This is a genomic window from Streptosporangium saharense, assembly GCF_014203715.1.
GTDB lineage: Bacteria > Actinomycetota > Actinomycetes > Streptosporangiales > Streptosporangiaceae > Streptosporangium > Streptosporangium saharense.
Map to the genome: position 1 here is coordinate 1529335 of NZ_JACHJP010000002.1, position 18742 is coordinate 1548076.

Sequence of the window (18742 nt, forward strand, 5' to 3'; positions counted from 1 at the left end):
GCCATGTCGATCAAGGTCGCGAACGCCCCAGTCAACTTCGGGATCAACCGGGCGGAGGGCGGTGCACCGAGCCCCGACCTCCTGCTCGACGGGCTGGCCGAGGCCGGTTACGAGGGAATCGACTCGGGGCCGATCGGCTACCTGGGCACCGGTGGCGGTCTGCTCGACCGGCTCGCCAGGACCGGGATGGGCCTGGCTGGTGGCCAGGTGGACCTGCGCTACGACGACGAGGACGCCTTCGCCGCCGGACTGGCCGGGCTGTACACGGCGCTGGCGGTCTTCGCGAGCGTGCCGGTCGCCGACTCACGCTTCGCCCCCCGCCTGACCCTGGCCTGCCCGCCCCACCGCAGGCGGTTCACCCAGGGCGTCGCCCCCGGCCTGCCCGGCGAGGCGTGGGCCGACTTCGCCTCACGAGTGCAGGAGGCCGCCGACCGCTGCCGGGACCGGGGTCTCGAACCCGTCTTCCACCACCACCTGGGCACGCTCGTCGAGACCCCCGAGGAGGTCGAGAGGTTGCTCGACCTCACCGACGTCTCGCTCTGCCTCGACACCGGCCACTTCTGGCTCGCGGGCGGCGACCCGGTCACCGCGCTGCGGCTGTGGGGCGACCGGATCAGGCAGGTTCACCTCAAGGACGCCAGCAGGCGGGCCCGCGACCGGGCACGGGCCGCGGGCGGTGACCTGGCCGCGGTCATCGCGGGCGACGCCTTCCCCGCGCTCGGGGCGGGCGAGGTCGATCTGGCGGGCGTCCTGCGCGAGCTGCGCGACTACGAGGGCTGGCTGGTCGTCGAGCAGGACGCGCCGGGCCCCGGCCAGGACGTCGGGCGCGCCATGGCCGACCAGCGCGCCAACCGGATCTGGCTGAGCGCGCACGGCCTCTGAGAACGGCTCAGGCGCAGGCGGCCCCGGTCCGCGGCGGATCGCAGTCCACGGAGCACTCCCGTGGCGGCAGCATCAGCCGCGAGCCGGGACCGCCAGCCGCGGCCTTGTCGTCGGGGTTGATCAGCGCGCAGCGGTCGAGGGACAGGCAGCCGCAGCCGATGCAGTCGCTCAGGCCGTCCCTGAGTAGCTGTAACTGTTTGATGCGGTCGTCCAGCTCGCTCTGCCAGGCCGCCGAGAGCCTGGCCCAGTCGTCGCGGTTCGGGGTGCGCTCGTCAGGCAGGGCCGACAACGCGTCCTGGATGGCCCTCAGGGGGATCCCGACCCGTTGCGAGACCCGGATGAAGGCGATCCTGCGCAGCGTGTCACGGCTGAAACGGCGCTGGTTGCCCGCCGTACGGCGGCTGCTGATCAGGCCCCTGGACTCGTAGAAGTGAAGGGCGGAGACGGCGACCCCGCTGCGCGAGGCGAGTTGGCCGACGGTGAGCTCCATGTTCGCGGACACGTTCCACTCTAACTTGACCTTCACCATGATTGAGGTTGCACGCTGGAGGCATGACCTTCACGCGGGCAGAGCTCGACTACCTCTCCGACCAGTTCCTCGGGCGTCTGGCGACCGTCGGACCGGACGGCGCGCCACAGAACAACCCGACGGCCTTCACCGTCGTCCAGGAGACGGGGACGATCGACATCCACGGCCTGGCCATGGGCAAGACCAGGAAGTTCCACAACGTCAGGCGGGACGGCAGGGTCTCCTTCGTCGTGGACGACATCGCCTCGCGGACGCCGTGGAAGGTCAGGGGGCTGGAGATCCGCGGGGTCGCCGAGGCCGTCGAGGGCGTGGAACCGCCCGAGCCCTACCTGAGCCGGGAGGTCATCCGCATCCGCCCGACGCGGATCATCTCCTGGGGGCTCGAACCCGGCCAGGAGGACATGCGTGGCCGCGACGTCTGATCCCGTACGGCATGCCGGACATGAGCCGTGACCGCGACAATGGGGACATGACGAGAGCACTGGTGCTTGGCGGCGGAGGAATCGCGGGGATCGCGTGGGAGGCGGGCATCGTGACCGGCCTGCGGCGGGCGGGCCTGGACCTGGGTGAGGCCGACCTGGTGGTCGGCACGTCGGCGGGATCGGTCGTGGGGACCCTCATGACCACCGGCGTCGATCTGGAGGAGGCGGTCGTCGCGCAGGCGGAGGCCGAGCCCGCCGCCTCCCCCCGGGTCGATCCCGAGGCGGTGATGGCGGTCTTCGGCCTGCTCCACGACTCCTCCCTCGACCCCGAGGAGGCCAGGCGGCGGGTCGGCGCGCTCGCCCTGGGCACCGAGGACACCGGGGCCAGGACCGAGGAGATCGGCAGGCGGCTGCCCGTGCAGGAGTGGCCGGAGCGCAGGCTGCTGGTCACCGCGGTCGACACCGTGACCGGCGGGTTCGTGGTCTGGGACCGTCACTCGGGCGTCCCGCTGCCCTCGGCCGTCGCGTCGAGCTGCGCCGTGCCGTGCGTCTTCCCGCCGGTGGAGATCGGCGGGCGCCACTACATGGACGGCGGGGTCCGTTCGGTGACCAACGCCGACCTGGCCGCGGGCAGCTCGGCGGTGGTCGTCGTCGAGCCGCTGGCGCACCTGGAGACCAGGGAGCGCTTCGACGCGGAGATCACCACGCTCGGGGACGCGGCGGTCGCCCACGTGGCGCCCGACCAGGCGGCCGTCGACGTCTTCGGGATCGACATCCTCAACCCGGCCCTGTGGCGGCCCGCCTTCGCGGCGGGCCTGGTCCAGGCCGCCGACGTCGCCGAGACCGTGGCCAAGGTCTGGCGGATCTGAGCCCGTCCCCCGGGGTCAGCGTTCGACGCTCCAGTCGTGGCGGCCGACGGCGTAGGCGGCGCCGTCGGCCCTGAGCCAGCCCGCCTCGGCGAGGGTTCCGAGGCTGTGCCGTACGGCCTCCTCAGGCAGGTCGGTGGCGTGGACGATCTCCTCGACCGTCGCCGTCCTGTCGTCGACCGCGAGCACGGCCACCGCCTCGTAGACGCGGGTGTCCGTCCCGGACAGCGCCTGGACGTCGGCCTGTCGTTCCTCGCTCATGTCGTTCCGCTTCCCTTCCTCGGTCCGTTCCTTCGAGGCCCCCGATGGCCCCCAGAGGGCCGGTCGACTCCGGCCTCATAGTCACTCCCCGTCACTCCCGTACGCCCCTCCACGGCCCTTTCACGGGCTTCTGTGGGGCTTCTGGAGGGCCGCTACCGGCGGCGTGCGCCCTCGCGCAGCCGTTCCGGATCAACGTCCCGCCCCGGATGGCGCCGGAGATATTCGCGTTCGAGCTCCTCGGTGCGCGCGGTGTGGTTGGCCAGCGCTTCGTCTGATGCGTGCAGAAATGTCTCGGTGCGAGTAACGTGCAGGTGACGCAGCTCTCGGAGCAGGCCTTCCTCGGTGAGACCACGCGGACTGATTCCCATTCCCATAGGGAACCGCCTACCCCGTCCCGCCTCCGCCGCACCTCTTCGCATTCCTCGCTTCCTTCGCATTGGAGCGCTTTCACGAAATTGAGTCAGATTTCGTGACACGTTTGCATTGCGGCCATAACGTCTTAGCCTTACCTTCCCGGTATGGATCTCGAGCTCCGACACCTCAGGATCGTGCGCGCGGTCGCAGAGGCCGGGAGCGTCACCAAAGCTGCCAGCCATCTCGGGCTGGCACAGCCCGCGTTGACCGCGCAGCTCAAGCGGATAGAGCGAGTGCTCGGGGGAGCTCTTTTCGAACGCGACCACAACGGCGCGCGGCCCACACCTCTCGGGGAACTGGTCTTGTCCAGGGCGATGGTCTTGCTACCGGCCGCCAGGGAACTCCAGGAAGAGGCGGTCCGCTTCGCCAACGCCACCGGCGACATTCCTCGTTACCGGCTGGGCGCCACCAACGGTCCCATCCTCGGCGGGCTGGTCGACCGGCTCGCCAGGGCGTGGCCGTCGACACCGGTGAGCACGTACACGTCGTGGTCGGCCAGGGAGCTGACCACGATGGTCATGCTCGGCCGGATCGACTTCGCGCTCATCGGCGCCTGCGGGGAGAGCGCCCCGCCGGTCGAGGGACCGGTGGTCTGGCTCACCGTGGGAATGGACCCGGTCTTCGTCCTGCTCAACGAGGACCATCCCCTCGTGGACCGGAAGGAGGTGACACTGGCCGAACTGGCAGGAGAGAGCTGGGCGGTCACCCCCGGTGACAGTTGCTTCGGTGACTGCTTCGCCACGGCGTGCGCCCGCGCGGGCTTCACGCCGCAGACCATCTACGAGACGGACGTGGCGACATGCATGCACCTGGCCAAGGTGGGCCGGGCGGTCGTACTGTGCCAGGCGACCTTCCAGCCGACGGCCGGGGTGGCGCTGGTACCCCTCGTGGACGCGCCACTGCGCTGGCGGCAACTGCTTGGCTGGCATCCGGAAGGCCCGGGTGCGCGAGCCGCCGCCTCGATCGTCGAGCACGCCAAGGCCGCCCACGCGGACGCGGTACGGCAGAGCACCCGCTACGCCGCGTGGCTCGCGGACAATCCACGTTTCGGCACCTCTCCGTGACACCGCGGTGAGGCACCAGACGCGGAGCCCACGGAGAACCCGTACCCCCCGCGTTCACCGTCCGCCCGGCCTGAACGGCCGGGCCCGAACCCCCCAACCCGTGAACGCCGCCGCCCCTTCCAGAAGGGACGGCGGCGTCCTGACGTTCAGGGCCGGGTACGGCGGGGCGGGAACGTCGAGAACAATGGACGGGTGAGTGACCTTCTTACGCTGAGCGAGGGCGCGGTGCTGACGCACCTGGCCACCAGGGCCGAGCTGACGGGCGGTGCCCTGCGGGCCGTGGACGACCTGCGGCTGTGGGCCCGTCTCGCCGACGGCGACGGGCTGCCGCTGGCCGGGGGCGGCACGGTGCGCACGGTGGTCGAGGCGGGCGAGCCGTACCTCACCGGGCCTCGGGGCTGGCTCGCGGCGGTGCGGCCCGAGGAGGTGGTCGCGCTGCGCCTGCGCGGGGGCGGGTTCGAGCTGTCCACCACGACGCTGACCGGGTTCTCCGCCGAGCGGGCGGTCCGGGTCACCGAGGAGTTCGCCCAGCGGGCCCTTGAGGCGCTGCGCGCCTTCGCCGAGGGGCTAGAACCGAGTCCCGGGGTCTCCATCGACGTGGCGGTCCTCGGTCTGCTGGCCAGCGACCCCGAGACGTTCGCCGATCCGCTGCCGCCGCTGGCCCCGCTGCTGAACGGCGCCTCACTTGAGGTGCGGGGCGGCCGGGTCGGCATCGTCGGCGCGCCGTGGGAGACGGACTCGGTGGCCGACCTCTCCCCCTCGGACGTCGTCAGGCTGGCCCTGGTCCGCAGCGCGCTGCGCACCTACGGGGAGGGCGCCAACCTGTCGCGGGCGCTCACCTACCTGGGCCGCTCGGAGACGGTGCTCACCAGGATCGCCGACGAGGTCGAGCGGGAGCCGCTGCCCGCGCGCCTGGTGGAGGCGCTGCCGCGCACCGACCCCGCGGCGCTGCTGCTGGCCGCCAGGACCGCAGAGGGCGAGGGCCGCTCGTTCGAGGCCGCCGGGATCGTCTCCGAGGTGCTCACGCTGGCTCCCGGGCTCACCCCGGCGGAGCGGGACGCGGCCGAGTACGCCGCGTGCCGTACGAACCCGAAGGACCCGCTGCCCGCGCGGGCGGCGCACCTGTTCCGGCAGCTGCTGGTGTACGGCGACCGCCCGGCCAGGCGCCGCCTGGTCGACGACCTGGTCGCGCTGAGCGTCCGGGTCGCCGAGCCCGCCCTGGCCGACCTGGCGCTGTTCGAGAACGACGTCGTCGGCGAGTTCCTGGACGCGCGAGGCGAGTGGCTGCGCGAGGACGAGGTCCGGCTGCTCGAATCGTGGCGCGGGACGCCGCTGCGCCTGTGGGAGGTCCTGGAGGCCGGCGACGGCCGGATCACCCTGCGCGACGCGGCCGAGGAGGCCGGGCGGCCGGTCACGCTTGCCGACGAACTGCTGCCCTCCCAGGCGCTGCCCGGCGACCTGATGCTGACCAGGCTGCTCGACGACGGGACGGGGCCGCACGTGTTCGGCCACCCCTTCAAGGTGGATCCGGCGCGCCGTCAGGAGATGCTCGCCCTGCTCGCCGACCCGGTCGATCCCTACGCGGTCGCGGCCTTCTTCAGACGCGCCGCCCGGTGACGGGGCTCAGCCGCTGGTCTGCGGCAGGACCGGTCCCTCGCTCGCCTGGACCAGGACGAACCCCTGGCCCTGGAAGGCGAGCTGGACCGCCTCGCCGCTGCCGCGCCCGATGAGCGCCGCGGCCTTGAAGGTGCGGTTGACGCCGACGCGCAGGCTGGTGCTCCAGCACACCGCGGACTGGCTGTCGGCGTAGGTGGGCGCACGGGAGGCGTCGAGCAGGACGGGCGCGCCGTGCGCGGTCACGGCCACCCACCCGGTGCCCTGGACCGTGGTGTTGAACAGGCCGCCGGTGGCGATGCCCGCGCCCTGCACCCGCTGGATGTCCCAGGTGAGCTGCGGGTCGAAGGCCAGCAGGTTCCTGCCGTTGACGGTGATCGCCTCGTTCTCCAGGTAGAACAGGTGGATGTCGTCGGCGTTGTCGGCCACAAAGAGCAGGCCCTGGCCCCGCACCCGCATCAGGGGCACGCCCTCGCCGGTGACCATCTTCTTCAGCAGGCGGCCGACGCCGCCTCCCTCGTAGTCGAAGTCCATCTGCCCCTGGAAGGCGACCATCGACCCCTGCCTGGCCAGCACCTCCCCGTTGAGCTGCACCCGCAGCATCTTGGCGTTCTGCAGGGCGAAGTGACCGGGAACCTGCGCCTGGTCGAGGTTTCCGAAGAACGAGCTACGCACGGGTGATGCCTCTCGATGTCGGGGGATTCACACCGGAACGACGCGCGAGGGGACGGAGGAGTTCCCCCGGTTCCGGGACACCCCAATCATCAGGCCAATCACCGATAAATCAGCACATCGGGTCGTTACGCTACCGCTTCGTGACCGGATCCTGACGGACGGGCAGCCGTGGCCGGTCACCGGCCCGTCCCCACCGGACCCGCCCTGTCGGCGCGGCGGAGGGCCACTCCTATCGACAGGACCGGAATTGCGATTAATGATCGTAAATAATCGCGACTGCCGCCGGGGCAGCGCATGCACAAGGAGAAGACGTGACCGCCGAGATCGCGGGCTGGCTGTTCCACACCATCAGGCGCGAGGTCGCCGGCGCCGAGGCCCTCGCCGCGGAGACCGACCTCGTCTCCACCCTCGGGGAGAGGACCCTCGGCCCGGGAAGCGGCCGAGGGTTCATCGAACACATCCGCTCGAACAGCGAGGCGAAGATCAGGATCGTCGAGATGTTCACCAGGAACCGGGCGGTCCTCGACGACCTCGAAGGCCGCATCCGCGAAGGCGAGAGCCTCACCGCGGGCGAGGCGCACGCCCTGGCCGTCGCCGCCATCCGCGACGAGGTGCTCACCGAGGCGCTCACCGAGACGGCGTACGGCTACCGCCTGCGCCCCGGCTGGAAGGAGGAGTGGAAGCCGTGACCACCCCCGTCAGGCCGTCAGATGAACGCGTAGCACTCGACCTCGGCGCGGCGGAAGGTCAGGCCCTTGGCGAGCGAGTCCCGCACGCACGCCCGCTCGGAGGGACTCAGCCGCAGCGGGCCGCACACGGTGACCCCGGAGTACGTACGGCAGTCCAGGTCCGGGTTCTCCTCGGCGCCCACCCGGAAGTCCTGCCTGACCGTGTCCCGGCACGTGGCCCTGCGCCGCGCCGTGGCGGCGTAGGAGCACTGGTTGAGGAGTGTCTCGTACTGCGACCGGTTCACCGGTGTCCTGCCGTTCTCCCTCGGCAGCGCCCGCGCCGTGGTCCCGGTGACGACGAGCCCGGCCGTGCTGACCATGACAAGCGCCGTGACGGCGATGATGCGTTTCATGACGCCTCCCCCTGTGACCAGTCATGACGTCCCTCTGTGACCAATCCTCAATCCACAGTAACGGGCGCATGGCAAAGAACACTTCCGGGGCACAAGGGGCATAGCGTTACGGAAGGACGGTTCCGCGAGAACGGGGAGAGCGTTGGACGACCACGGCTGGCTGCGGCTCGCGTGTGACCTGGCCGGGCGCTGCCCGCCGTCCTCCTCGGCTTTCTCCGTCGGCGCCGTGGTCGTCGGCGCGGACGGGGTGGAGATCGCCAGGGGGCACTCCCGGGAGACCGGACCCCACCTGCACGCCGAGGAGGTCGCGCTCTCCAGGGTCTCCCCCGGCGATCCCCGGCTGCCCGGTGCGACCGTCTACAGCAGCCTCGAACCGTGCAGCGTGCGCCACTCCCGTCCCGTCCCCTGCAGCTCGCTGATCATCGCCAGCGGGGTGCGGCGGGTCGTGCTGGCCTGGCGGGAGCCGCTGCTGTTCGTCGACTGCCGCGGCGCCGAGGAGCTCACCGCAGCGGGCGTCACGGTGCTGGAGATCCCCGATCTGGCCGGGGCCGCCCGGAAACCGAACGCGCACCTGCTGACGGCCTGAGGGTCACCGCGGGTCGATCACGGCCCTGGCGCGGGCCAGCCGTACGGCACGCGAGAGGGTTGTGATGTCGTAGGCGCCCTGGTGGCGCCGTCCGTTGACGAAGAACGTCGGGGTGCCGGAGACGCCGCTCAGGTCGGCCGTGTCCACGTCCTCGGCGATCCTGGCCGTGCCCACGTGCTCCTGGAGGTCGCGGCGGAAGCGTTCGACGTCGAGCCCGAGCGCCTCGGCGTGGCCGACCAGGTCGCGCGGGCGCAGGTCGTCCTGGTGCGCCAGCAGGCGGTCGTGCATCGGCCAGAAGGCGCCCTGCGCCGCGGCGGCCTCCGCGGCCTCCGCGGCGAGCTGGGCGCGCGGATGCACGTCGTTGAGCGGCAGGTGCCGCCAGACGTAGCGCAGGTCGCCGAACCCGGCCAGCAGGTCACGGACGACGGGCTCGGCCTGGCCGCAGTAGGGGCACTCGAAGTCGCCGTACTCGACCAGCGTCACGGGCGCGTCCTGCGGCCCGCGCACGTGGTCGCGGCGCGGATCGACCGGCGCGACCAAGTCCACGATGGACTCCGAGGTGCCCAGCAGCGCGCGGATCCGCAGCGGTTTCGGCAGCAGCGTGGTCGCCCGCGACAGCAGCCAGGTCAGCGTCGAGGCGCACAGCGCGGCGGCGAGCACGCCGACCTTCGCCTCTTCGAGCTGGGGGCCGCGCAGGGCGATGGTCGCCACGAGCAGGGAGACGGTGAAGCCGATGCCCGCGATCGTGCCTCCGCACAGGACCGCCGCCCACCCGACGGGAGGGCGCAGGCGCCCGCCGCTGAGCCGGGTGACCAGCCACGCGGTGCCGGTGATGCCGACCGGCTTGCCCAGGACGTAGCCGAGCAGGACGCCGATCGTGACCGGCGAGGTGACGGCGCGGCCGAGCAGCTCGCCGGTCACCTCGATCCCGGCGTTGCAGAGCGCGAACAGCGGGACGATCAGGTAGCTGGTCCACGGGTGGTAGAGCCGCTGCAGCCGTTCGTTCGGCGAGATGGCCGAGGCGAGCCCGGCGCGGACCGAGCGTTCGAGTTCGGGGGTCGGCTGCTCACGGAAGAGCCGGAACAGACCACTGGCCCGTTCGAGGTCGGTGCGGGCCGCCGGGTAGGCGTAGGTCAGCAGGCCCATCGCCAGCCCGGTGATGAGCGGATCGACGCCGGAGACGAACAGCGCGGTCCACGCCGCCACGCCCAGCAGCACGTAGACCAGTCCCCTGCGCACGCCCAGCGCCCGCACGACCAGGACCAGGGCGAAGATCCCGAGCGCGGTCAGCAGCGGGGGCACCGCGACGTGGCCGCTGTAGACGGTCACGATCACCACGAGGGCGACGATGTCGTCCACCACGGTGACGGTGAGCATGAAGACCCGCAGCCGGTCGGGCAGGCGCGAACCGGCCAGGGCCAGCATGCCCAGCGCGAAGGCCGTGTCCGTGGACATCGCCACGCCCCAGCCGTACGCGGAGGGCAGGCCCGCGTTGATCACGAGGTAGATCGCGACCGGTACGGCCATGCCGCCGATCCCGGCGAGCACCGGGAGGGCGGCCCGCCGCCGTTCGCGCAGCTCACCCATGTCGAACTCGCGGCGGGCCTCAAGGCCGACGACGAAGAAGTAGAACGTCATCAGCCCGCTGTTGACCCAGCCGCGCAGGTCCTGGGACAGGGCCGCCCCGCCCAGGTCGATCGTCAGCGGCGTGCGCCAGAGCGCCTCGTAGGCCGAAGGGACGAGGTTGGCCCAGGCGAGCGCGACGAGCGTCGCCACCAGCAGGACCGCGGCGCTGCCGGTCTCGGTGCGCAGGAACTCCCGCAGCGGGGTCCGCAGGCCGCGCGCCCACACGGTCCTTCCGGCCCTCTCGGTGCTCATCTCCCGGGGCGGGTCGTCAGGCCAGGCAGCGCAGGGCGGCCCTGACCCTGCGGTCGATCGGGTAGTCGTCGGGGAGCCTGCCGACTGTCGCCTCGACGAAGACCGGGACGGGCAACTGGGTGGTCGTGTCGTAGGCGTGCACCCAGATCCGCTCCGCGGTCGGCTCAACCTGGGCCTGCGAGCCCTGCTCCTCAAGCACGAAGACCGCGACCCTGGCCCGCCACCAGGCCCGGTCGTCGGCCTCCTCCTCGGAGACGGGCGCCCCGACGTCGTCGGCGTGGGTGGCGTACTCGGAGTCGTAGTGGAAGGTCTGCCTGCCGACCGGGTACGGCCCGGCCAGGGTGGGCAGCGACGCGTCACGGCCGAGTGCCCGTATGCGCGCCCGGGTCACGCCGTTCGCCTCCCGCCACTCCTGGAGCACCTCCTCGACCGGCAGATCCCTGCGGCGGCGCACACACCAGTCGTTGAAGGCGTTGAAGCCGCCCTCGACCCCCTCGCGCCTGAGCATCGCCGAGAACCCGTCGAGGTCGTCGTCGAGACAGGCGTGGTTGTACAGCTCCTCCCCCGCCAGGTGCCCAAGGACGTCGCGGACCGACCAGCCCGCCGCGCGGGAGGGACGGTTCCAGCCCTCCTCGTCAAGGCCGGAGAAGAACCGGTCGAGGCGGGCCGCCTCGGTGTCGAAGATGTCGAAGGGGTCGAGATCCGGCAGGGGATCCTTCGGTGATGGGCTCATGCCATGAGCGATACCCCGCCCGGCACGAGGGGCAACAGGCCATGTCTCCGCAGGTCAGCGCTGTCGCACGGGAGAGGTGAGGTAGGCGAGCCCGGCGCGGGCCAGCTCGTCGCGCAGGTGGGCCGACGACCTCGGCAGCCCCGGCCCCTCGCCGAGGCCGTACGCGGTCAGGAAGCTGCCCAGGCACATGTGGAACACCGTCAGCAGGGCCGTCTCCGGGTCCTCGTGCCGGATCTCGTCCCCGTGGCGCAGCACCGCCTGCCTGAAGGCGGCGAACATGCGCTCGCGGGCGCGGAGCCTGCGGGCCCTGAGCGGCTCGTCGTCCGTCGAGTGCTCGGCGAGGGGGTGCACGGCCTGGGAGGCGACGTCCTCGGACAGGCAGGTGACGAAGGCGCGCACCACGTCCGCCAGGGAGGTGTCGGCCTCGCCGAGCCGTTCGGTGAGGTCGTCCTCAAGGCGGGTGAGGACCATGTCGCCCACGGCCCGCATCAGGCCCTGTTTGCCGTCGAAGCGGCCGTAGATCCCGCCGATGGAGATGCCGGAGGCCTCGGAGACTGCGGCCATCGTGAACCCGTCCACGCCGTCACGCGCCAGCACGGCCCTGGCGGCGTCGAGGATCTGCAGGGCGGAGCGGCGGCTGCGGCGCTGCTGCGGCTCCTCAAGAAGGCCCTCGTGCAGGCCGGGCAGCCAGCTGCCCCCCGCGTGGTCCTCGGGGCCTGCCGGCATGCCATTCCCTCCGCCCAGCGTGGACGCGCGAGAGTTTCCACCCTCAGCGCGTTCCCACCACGGTAGCAGGATCCGAAGATCCGTTCTGATGTGCGCGCACCCCGCGTGGCGGGGGGACGACGCCGCGTCCGCAGACTTCGAGTCCCACGGTGCGCAGTTGGTCGAGGACCCGCTCGCCGGGATGCCATCCGCGTCCGTCACGGCCCTCGGCGACGTTGAGGGCGGCCCCGAGGGGGGTCGGCCAGCCACGCAGGGCGTGCACGATGGTGCGCAGGGCCTGCAGGGTCGTGACGGCGGCCTGCCAGCCGTACGCGGTGGTGACGCAGCCGACCGCGCGGCCCGTCAGGTAGGGGCGGGTGTCGTCCCTGAGGTCCTCGGCGTAGTCGAGGGCGTTCTTGACCAGGCCGGAGACGGAGCCGTGGTAGCCGGGCGAGCAGACGATCACGCCGTCGGCAGCGCGCAGCGCCTCGACCAGGCGCCGTCCCGAGCCGCCCGGGGGACGGTCCGGGTCGTACATCGGCAGGCCAGACAGGTAGTCGGCGCCGAACAGCTCCGTGCGGGCCCCGGCGGCGGCCGCGGCGTCGAGGGCGAGGCGCAGGGCGGTCTCACTGGTCGAGGAGGCGCGCGTCGTGCCCCCGAGTCCGACGACGAAGGGCTGCATTCCACTGTCTCCTCGGTGGGGAGGGGTTCCTGAGCGGCGGCGCGTTCCAGCGGTACCAATCCGAATCAGTATTCTTTTTCGAGTATCAAGCGCGCTTTCCCTTCCGTCAAGACCGCTCAGAACGGGCCTCCGGGCGCCTCGGTCAAGCCTTGACTTAGAATCCGAATCCGGATTTTACTTAAATGCGACGCGTGGGTACGGCTCCCGCGTGGCAGGTCCGGCGGACGGTCGCCTCGACGTCCGGTCCGGGCCTCACCGGGCGGCGCGGCCCGGCCGGTTGACGGACGTCCCGGCGCGGCGGTCGGCGCGGATCGAAGGCCCGGATTCCAGCGACTCTTCGGGTGCACAACCGCAGGACAGGAGAGGTCATGACTTTTCAGGAAAACGGGGCATCTTCCGGCGAGGACGCCACGAGGCACCGGATCGCCGACCTCGCCCGCAGGGCGGCGGCCCTGCGCAGGGAGTTACCGGAGAGCGCCGCAGAAGCCGACACCGCCAACACCGACACCGCGTTCGGGATGCGGCGCCTCTGGGAGGAGGGCCTGTTCGCCTTCTGCCTGCCCCACAGGTTCGGCGGGATCAACGACGCCAGGCCCGAGGTCCACACCGAGGACTTCTTCAGGATCGTCCTGGACGTCATGGCCGGGGACTCCTCCGCCGGGATGAACTTCCTGGTCCAGTCGCTGGTGACCTTCGAGGTCTTCAAGGAAGACAACAGCCTGCCCGAGACCACGAAGGCGGAGCTGGCCCGCCTGATCCGCGACGAGGGGGTCAGGCTCTGCGCCTCGAACTCGGAGGCGGGCTCGCCGGGACCCGTGACCGCCAGGCGCGTGCCGGGCGGCATCGTCGTCACCGGCACCAAGGCGTTCAACACCAACAGCGGCGGGGGTGGCTGGGCCTCCGTCGGCCTCACCCTCGAAGGCCGCAGGGGCCGCTACAACGCGCTCGTCCCCCTCGACCAGCCCGGCGTGGCCATGAAGCACGACTGGGACAGCATGGGCCAGCGGGGCACCCACAGCCAGACCATCGTCTACGACGAGGTGTTCGTCCCCGACGGTCACCACTTCGACTCGGGGCCCGTCTCCCCGTCCTACCTGTCGTACGTCTTCCTGACGCACGCGGCGATCATGCTCGGTCCCGGGCTCGGCGCCTTCGACGCCGCCCTCGACTACGTGCGCAAGCTGGACCGGCCGAGCCTCCCCGAGTTCGACAGCGCGACCGAGGACGTTCTCGTACGGCGCCGCATCGGCGGCTGCGCGGTCGACCTGCGCGCCGCCCGCGCCTTCCTCCTGGACACCGCCCGCAGGATCGAGCGCAGCGCCCCCGACGAGGACACCACGGAGCTGTTCGTCGAGGCGTTCGGCGTCAAGGTCGCCTGCGTCAGGGCCGCGCTCTCCGTCACCCAGGAGATCTTCGACCTCACCGGCGCGCGCAGCACCTCGGGCAGGTACGGCTTCGACCGCTTCTGGCGCAACGCCCGTACCTTCGCCACCCACGACCCGACCGACGCCAAGGAGGTCTGGATCGGCGACTGGTACCTCACCGGCAAGGAACCCCCGATGGCGGCGATGCTGCGCGTCTGAGCCCGCGGGCCGTACCGCCGCGCTCCGTGAACTATGTTTGGCGGGAGCGAACAAGGCGGAGGAGGAGCCGGTGGTCGTGCCGGAGCACCAGGACGGCGCAAGGCCGGGGGTCCACGGCGACGTCGGCGCCAGGATGCGGCGCTTCCGCAAGGAACGCGGCCTGACGCTGCGCGGGCTCGCCGCCGCCTCGGGGCTCTCGATCGGATTCCTGTCCCAGGTCGAGCGGGGCATCTCCGCCATCGGCCTGACCGCGCTGAACGGCGTCGCGGCGGCCCTCGGCCGGAGTGTCGCGGACTTCTTCGGCGACGAGCCCGGTCAGGAGGCGCCCGCCGTACCCGCTGTGCCGCAGCCGGGTCACTTCACGCTGACCCGCGCCGAGGCGGGGGCGACCGAGTACATCTCGGGGCAGCAGACCTACCGGATGCTCTCCGCCCGTGGCCCCGGTCTCGTCCTCGAACCGCTGCTGGTGCGCATCGCCCCCGGCGGGCGGCGTGAGGACGCCTACGGCCACGCGGGCGAGGAGTTCGCCTTCGTGCTCGAAGGGGAGCTGATCTACGAGGTGGACGGCGTCGAGCACCGCCTGCGCCCCGGGGACAGCGTGCACCTGAGGTCCACGGTGCCGCACAGCATGTACAACGACACCGACCGGGTCACGACCGTGGTCTCGGTGGTCACGCCCCGGCTCTTCTAAGCCTCTACATCGCCGTCCTGGCCGACCACAGCTCGGGGAAGACCTCGCGGCGCAGGCTGCGCTCCAGCCAGGTCAGCCCGCTCGAACCGCCCGAACCGGGCTTGGCGCCCATGGACCTGCGCACCGCCATGAGGTGGCGGTAGCGCCAGTCGGAGAAGCGCTCGGACAGGTCGGTCAGGGCCTCGCCGAGGGTCCACAGCTCGTCGCCGGGTCCCTGGTCGGCGTAGATCGCGACCCAGGCCGCCTCGACCAGCGGGCTCGGGACATACTCGGCGGTGAGGTCCTGCCGTACCGGAATGTCGAAGCCCCGCCTGCCCAGCAGGGCGAGCGTGCTGTCGTAGAGGCTCGGGGCGCTCAGGGCGTCGAGCAGTTCCCGGTGGACCCTGGGGTCGCGCCGGTGCGGGCGGATCAGCGCCTCCGACTTGTTGCCCAGCAGGAACTCCAGGTGCCGGTACATCGACGACTGGAACCCCGAGGCCTCCCCCAGTTCGTCACGGAAGGAGTTGAACTGGGCGGGCGTCATCCAGCCGAGCGCCGTCCAGGCCGCGTTGAGCGCCTCGAAGTGGCGCACGCTCCTGCCGATCACCGTGGTCGCCCCGGTCACGTCGTCCTCGTCGAGCAGCCGCCTGGCGAGCGTCCACTCCGAGCGCAGCAGGCCGAAGTAGAGCTCCATGACCTGGGTGGTCACCAGGAACGCCAGCTCCTCGGGGGCGTCGGTGACCGTCCGCTGCAGGTCGTGCAGGACCTCGGTGCCGACGTACTCGTCGTAGGGGGTCCGGGCCGCGAACTCCAGCGTCGGCGCGCCCGCGTTGGCCGCCGCGCGGGCGGCGCGCCCGTGCCCGTCGACCACCCCGACCCGGCCCGCCGAGCCCCTGGTGCGCCTCGTCGTCATGTCGCCTCCTTCGTTCAGCTCTATGTTCACGCCTGCTGAACGTTCCTGAAATCAGGACTGTGAGGTGATTGGCGGCTTTCGCCTTATGCGCCGAAGGTTATCCGCGGATCGAGTTTCGGCGTGACGGATCGTGACCCCCTCATGCCCCATCGGCCGCGGCGCCCGGGGAGCGGTCGAGCAGCGGGAGTACGGCGGTGCCGAGCAGTTCGACGCCGCCGTCGTCGGTGAGGCCGTGCGGGGTGCCGAACTCCACGCGCCGCACCCCGGCGTCGATGAGCGCCTGCGCCTGCGCGGCGACGTGTTCTGGGTCGCCGGAGAAGGCGAACAGGTCGAGCAGGTCGCCGGGGATCAGCCGTCCCGCCTCCTCGTGCCGTCCCGCGTCCACCAGCTCCTTGACCCCGGCCAGCAGGTCGGCGGGGACGTGCGCGGTCGGGTCGAGGTCGGCGACGACCGCGAGATACATGGCGACCTCGGTGCGGGCCCTGGCCCTGGCTGCGGCGCCGTCCCGGTCCACGACGGTCACCGCGCCGAACACCAGCCCCACCTCCCCCGGGTCACGGCCCACCTCGGCGGCGCCACGGGCGACCCGCTCCCGGATCACCGGGACCATCGCCGGGTTGGCGCTGCCGCCGACCTTCAGCTCGTCGGCGATCCGCCCGGCCAGGGCCGCCCCCTTCGGCCCCCACGCGCCAAGCAACAGCGGCGGCCGGGGCCGGTGCACGGCGTAGCGCAGTGCGGTTCCCGGGGCCAGGCGGAACATCTCCCCCTCGAACCCGTCCCGGTCGCCCGCGAGCAGCAGGTGGATCACCTTCACCGCCTCCGCGAGCGCGGTCAGCGGCCTGGGCTGGGCGATGCCGACCGCGCCGAGCCAGGTGCCCCTGGCCAGCCCCAGGTAGGCCCTGCCGTGCGAGGCCAGGTCGAGCGCCGCCACCTGCCCCGCGATCTCGTACGGCGCCGCCGAGTAGGGGTTGAGACAGGCCGGGCCGAGCCGTACGCGACGGGTGGCGGCGGCCATCTCCAGCAGCGGGAAGATCGGGGGCTGGTACATCAGGTCGCCGAACACGCTGAGCACGTCGAAGCCGTGCTCCTCGGCGCGGCGGGCGAGCCTGGCGTAGTCGCCCGCCCTCTTGTCGCTCTGCAGGCCGAGGCCGATCTCGGCGACGGTCATCGGGGCTCCTCAAACTCAGGTCAGGTCGGCGGAGTTCATCCGGCGGCGGCGGGTGCGCTCGACCCGCATCACCAGCCGCTCCTCGGGGTCGGGGCAGGCGAACAGGGAGTCCTGGGCCAGCCAGTCACCCGAGGCCAGGTCACGCTGCTTGGCCGCGAGGAAGGGCAGCACCGAGGCCAGCGCGTACACGCAGAAGTGCCTGCCGTCGGGCAGCCGCAGGTGCGCGCTGTTCTCCAGCGTGAAGCAGTCGCCGACCTCCATCCCGCAGACGGACCTGCCCTCGATGCGGTCGACCACGACCCTCAGGTCGTACAGCTCCATGTCGCCGTCTTCCACGGGTTCCACGGGGGCGCCTCCTCAGGGGCCGAGCAGCTCGGAGTGGTGGTGGACGATGAGCCAGCCGTCGCCGGTACGGCGCAGCACGTCGGTCACCCTGCTGTGCTCGGCGGGGGCGCCCGGGGGCTCGGCGACGAGCACGTAGCGGGCGACGCCGGTGTCCCCCCACACGTCGATCCGCCTGTCCCGCGCGCTCAGCCCGTCGAGGACGGGCCTGGCGCCGGAACTGTCGCGCTCCTCACGATAGGCGTCCAGTTCGGCGCGGGTGCGCAGCGGCCCGGGCAGGTGGGTCTCCCAGACCGTGACCTCGGCGTGCAGGTGGGCGTCGAAGCGTGCCCGGTCCCCGCTGAGGAACGCGTCGTACATGTCGTCGATGCCCGCCGAGATCGCCTCGGCGTCGGTGGTCTCAGACATGGCTCACCTCTCCGGCCCGGTCGTCGCGGACGACCCGGCCTCCCTTCATCACCCAGCGGACCGCGCGGAAGGCCGACGCCGACTCCAGCGGGTCGGCGTCCATGGCGACGAGGTCGGCGTAGCGGCCCGCCTCGACGGTGCCGATGTCCTGGTCGGCGCCGAGCCAGCGGGCGGGGCCGAGCGTGCCCGCGTACAGCGCGCGGACCGGACCGAGACCGCCCTCCGCCATGTGTTCCAGCTCCCGAACCGTGGCGTTCGTCCCCTCGAACTCCCAGAACGGCGGCATGTCGCTGCCCAGCAGCACCTCCACGCCCGCCGCCAGGGCCATGGCGTAGCTCTCCAGGTGCCGGGGACCGGCCCCCAGGGAGCGGCACTGCATCCACTCGGGCACGCCGAGCTCGTCGAAGAACTCCTTGCACCGGGTGACGATGAGCGTCGGCACCAGGGCGGTGCCGCGCGCGGCCATCGCCGCCGCGACCTCGGGGGTGAGCTGGTAGCCGTGCTCGACGCAGTCGAGGCCGAGTTCGACGGCCTCGGCGATCACCGGGGCGGGACCCGCGTGCGCGGTGACCTTGCGCCCCCAGGCGTGCGCGGTGGCCAGCACCGCGGCCATCTCGTCGGAGAACAGCTGCGGGGTTTCGATGCGCTCGTGCTCCCCGGCGATGCCCCCGGAGATCATCACCTTGATGAGGTCGGCGCCCGCCCTGAGCTGGGTGCGGACCCCGCGTCTGAACCCGTCGGCGCCGTCGCACTCCAGGGTGTCGGACCCCTCGTGGCCGTGGCCTCCGGTGCAGACCAGCGCCTGCCCGGCGGTGAAAACGCGCGGTCCCGTCGCGGTGCCCGCCTCGATGGCCCGGCGCAGGGCGAAGTCCGCGTGGTCCTTCTCCGCGACGCACCGCACGGTGGTGACGCCGCAGCGCAGGGTGCGCCGGGCGCCGTCGGCCATGTGGAGGGCCAGTTCGTGGGGGTTGAGCCCCTTGACGCCCTCCCCGGCGCTGCCCGGCAGCGACAGCGAGAAGTGGGTGTGCATGTTGACCAGGCCCGGGGTGAGGTGGGCGCCGTCCAGGTCGATCGTCCTCGCCCCCTCCGCCTGGGGCAGGACCTTTTCGCGGGGGCCGACGAGCGCGACGCGCTCCCCCCTGACCAGCACGGCGGCGTCGGCGAGCGGCTCCACGCCGTCGGCGGCCCTGCCGTCGGTCACGGTGCAGTTGACGATGACGAGGTCGCCCATCGGCCGTCCTTTCCCTGACCTTCCTGGTCGCGGGG

Annotated in this window: 23 protein-coding genes; 9 read left to right on the forward strand and 14 right to left on the reverse strand. The window is 72.0% G+C overall.

Going from position 1 to position 18742, the window contains the following annotated elements; translation table 11 throughout:
• Nucleotides 1-3 precede the first annotated feature (3 nt).
• Nucleotides 4-882, forward strand: a complete 879-nt coding sequence (locus FHS44_RS15860) for a sugar phosphate isomerase/epimerase family protein (protein WP_184715067.1) — start codon at nucleotides 4-6, stop codon at nucleotides 880-882.
• Nucleotides 883-889: 7 nt separating this feature from the next.
• Here the strand turns inward: FHS44_RS15860 and soxR are convergent, their stop codons facing one another.
• Nucleotides 890-1372 (reverse strand): redox-sensitive transcriptional activator SoxR, encoded by a 483-nt coding sequence (soxR, locus tag FHS44_RS15865; RefSeq protein ID WP_184715390.1) that lies wholly within the window; start codon nucleotides 1370-1372, stop codon nucleotides 890-892.
• A gap of 62 nt (nucleotides 1373-1434) precedes the next feature.
• Here soxR and FHS44_RS15870 point away from each other — a divergent pair, with 62 nt between their 5' ends.
• Nucleotides 1435-1833, forward strand: a complete 399-nt coding sequence (locus FHS44_RS15870; RefSeq protein ID WP_184715069.1) for a PPOX class F420-dependent oxidoreductase — start codon at nucleotides 1435-1437, stop codon at nucleotides 1831-1833.
• A gap of 47 nt (nucleotides 1834-1880) precedes the next feature.
• The gene (locus FHS44_RS15875) at nucleotides 1881-2702 is read left to right on the forward strand and encodes a patatin-like phospholipase family protein (protein WP_184715071.1); all 822 of its coding nucleotides are present in this window, start codon (nucleotides 1881-1883) and stop codon (nucleotides 2700-2702) included.
• Nucleotides 2703-2717: 15 nt separating this feature from the next.
• Here the strand turns inward: FHS44_RS15875 and FHS44_RS15880 are convergent, their stop codons facing one another.
• Both FHS44_RS15880 and FHS44_RS15885 read right to left on the reverse strand, forming a co-directional pair.
• Nucleotides 2718-2960, reverse strand: a complete 243-nt coding sequence (locus tag FHS44_RS15880) for a helix-turn-helix domain-containing protein (RefSeq protein ID WP_184715073.1) — start codon at nucleotides 2958-2960, stop codon at nucleotides 2718-2720.
• 152 nt (nucleotides 2961-3112) lie between these two features.
• The gene (locus FHS44_RS15885; protein WP_246435427.1) at nucleotides 3113-3328 is read right to left on the reverse strand and encodes a DUF6158 family protein; all 216 of its coding nucleotides are present in this window, start codon (nucleotides 3326-3328) and stop codon (nucleotides 3113-3115) included.
• 150 nt (nucleotides 3329-3478) lie between these two features.
• On the opposite strand from FHS44_RS15885, the gene FHS44_RS15890 reads away from it, so the two are divergent.
• Nucleotides 3479-4438, forward strand: coding sequence for a LysR family transcriptional regulator (locus FHS44_RS15890; RefSeq protein ID WP_184715077.1), 960 nt, complete (start codon nucleotides 3479-3481; stop codon nucleotides 4436-4438).
• Between the two features lie 192 nt (nucleotides 4439-4630).
• A complete protein-coding gene (locus tag FHS44_RS15895; RefSeq protein ID WP_184715079.1) occupies nucleotides 4631-6055 on the forward strand; it encodes a hypothetical protein in 1425 nt (474 codons plus the stop codon).
• A gap of 6 nt (nucleotides 6056-6061) precedes the next feature.
• On the opposite strand, the gene FHS44_RS15900 is transcribed toward FHS44_RS15895, so the two are convergent.
• Entirely contained in the window at nucleotides 6062-6727 is a 666-nt protein-coding gene (locus tag FHS44_RS15900; protein WP_184715081.1) for an AIM24 family protein, read from the reverse strand.
• 311 nt (nucleotides 6728-7038) lie between these two features.
• Between FHS44_RS15900 and FHS44_RS15905 the strand changes: the two genes are divergently transcribed.
• On the forward strand, nucleotides 7039-7416 hold the full coding sequence (locus FHS44_RS15905) for a hypothetical protein (RefSeq protein WP_184715083.1): 378 nt from the start codon (nucleotides 7039-7041) through the stop codon (nucleotides 7414-7416).
• A gap of 17 nt (nucleotides 7417-7433) precedes the next feature.
• On the opposite strand, the gene FHS44_RS15910 is transcribed toward FHS44_RS15905, so the two are convergent.
• Nucleotides 7434-7808: a hypothetical protein gene (locus FHS44_RS15910; RefSeq protein WP_246435428.1), complete on the reverse strand. Its 375-nt coding sequence runs from the start codon at nucleotides 7806-7808 to the stop codon at nucleotides 7434-7436.
• Between the two features lie 142 nt (nucleotides 7809-7950).
• On the opposite strand from FHS44_RS15910, the gene FHS44_RS15915 reads away from it, so the two are divergent.
• Complete coding sequence (locus FHS44_RS15915) at nucleotides 7951-8394, forward strand: cytidine/deoxycytidylate deaminase family protein (RefSeq protein WP_221460707.1); 444 nt, start codon at nucleotides 7951-7953, stop codon at nucleotides 8392-8394.
• Between the two features lie 3 nt (nucleotides 8395-8397).
• Here the strand turns inward: FHS44_RS15915 and nhaA are convergent, their stop codons facing one another.
• The 4 genes from nhaA to FHS44_RS15935 are packed head-to-tail and all read right to left on the reverse strand — an operon-like array spanning nucleotide 8398 to nucleotide 12392.
• Nucleotides 8398-10272, reverse strand: a complete 1875-nt coding sequence (gene nhaA / locus FHS44_RS15920) for a Na+/H+ antiporter NhaA (RefSeq protein ID WP_184715085.1) — start codon at nucleotides 10270-10272, stop codon at nucleotides 8398-8400.
• A 16-nt stretch (nucleotides 10273-10288) separates the two neighbouring features.
• Nucleotides 10289-11005, reverse strand: a complete 717-nt coding sequence (locus tag FHS44_RS15925) for a maleylpyruvate isomerase family mycothiol-dependent enzyme (RefSeq protein WP_184715087.1) — start codon at nucleotides 11003-11005, stop codon at nucleotides 10289-10291.
• Between the two features lie 54 nt (nucleotides 11006-11059).
• Nucleotides 11060-11731: a TetR/AcrR family transcriptional regulator gene (locus tag FHS44_RS15930; protein WP_184715089.1), complete on the reverse strand. Its 672-nt coding sequence runs from the start codon at nucleotides 11729-11731 to the stop codon at nucleotides 11060-11062.
• A gap of 43 nt (nucleotides 11732-11774) precedes the next feature.
• Nucleotides 11775-12392: an NADPH-dependent FMN reductase gene (locus FHS44_RS15935; protein ID WP_184715091.1), complete on the reverse strand. Its 618-nt coding sequence runs from the start codon at nucleotides 12390-12392 to the stop codon at nucleotides 11775-11777.
• 368 nt (nucleotides 12393-12760) lie between these two features.
• On the opposite strand from FHS44_RS15935, the gene FHS44_RS15940 reads away from it, so the two are divergent.
• Both FHS44_RS15940 and FHS44_RS15945 read left to right on the forward strand, forming a co-directional pair.
• The gene (locus tag FHS44_RS15940) at nucleotides 12761-13975 is read left to right on the forward strand and encodes an acyl-CoA dehydrogenase family protein (RefSeq protein ID WP_184715093.1); all 1215 of its coding nucleotides are present in this window, start codon (nucleotides 12761-12763) and stop codon (nucleotides 13973-13975) included.
• Nucleotides 13976-14045: 70 nt separating this feature from the next.
• Entirely contained in the window at nucleotides 14046-14666 is a 621-nt protein-coding gene (locus tag FHS44_RS15945; protein WP_221460708.1) for a helix-turn-helix domain-containing protein, read from the forward strand.
• 4 nt (nucleotides 14667-14670) lie between these two features.
• Here the strand turns inward: FHS44_RS15945 and FHS44_RS15950 are convergent, their stop codons facing one another.
• The 5 genes from FHS44_RS15950 to FHS44_RS15970 form a co-directional block, all read right to left on the reverse strand.
• A complete protein-coding gene (locus FHS44_RS15950) occupies nucleotides 14671-15558 on the reverse strand; it encodes a tryptophan 2,3-dioxygenase (protein ID WP_184715095.1) in 888 nt (295 codons plus the stop codon).
• Nucleotides 15559-15697: 139 nt separating this feature from the next.
• Nucleotides 15698-16726, reverse strand: coding sequence for an LLM class flavin-dependent oxidoreductase (locus FHS44_RS15955; protein WP_184715097.1), 1029 nt, complete (start codon nucleotides 16724-16726; stop codon nucleotides 15698-15700).
• Nucleotides 16727-16741: 15 nt separating this feature from the next.
• Nucleotides 16742-17071 carry a TIGR04076 family protein gene (locus FHS44_RS15960; RefSeq protein ID WP_221460709.1) on the reverse strand — a complete coding sequence of 110 codons (330 nt, stop codon included), beginning with the start codon at nucleotides 17069-17071 and terminating at the stop codon, nucleotides 16742-16744.
• A 12-nt stretch (nucleotides 17072-17083) separates the two neighbouring features.
• A complete protein-coding gene (locus tag FHS44_RS15965) occupies nucleotides 17084-17476 on the reverse strand; it encodes a DUF4440 domain-containing protein (protein WP_184715099.1) in 393 nt (130 codons plus the stop codon).
• Entirely contained in the window at nucleotides 17469-18707 is a 1239-nt protein-coding gene (locus FHS44_RS15970; protein WP_184715101.1) for an amidohydrolase family protein, read from the reverse strand. Before FHS44_RS15970 ends, FHS44_RS15965 begins: the two co-directional genes overlap by 8 nt.
• Between the last annotated feature and the right edge of the window lie 35 nt (nucleotides 18708-18742).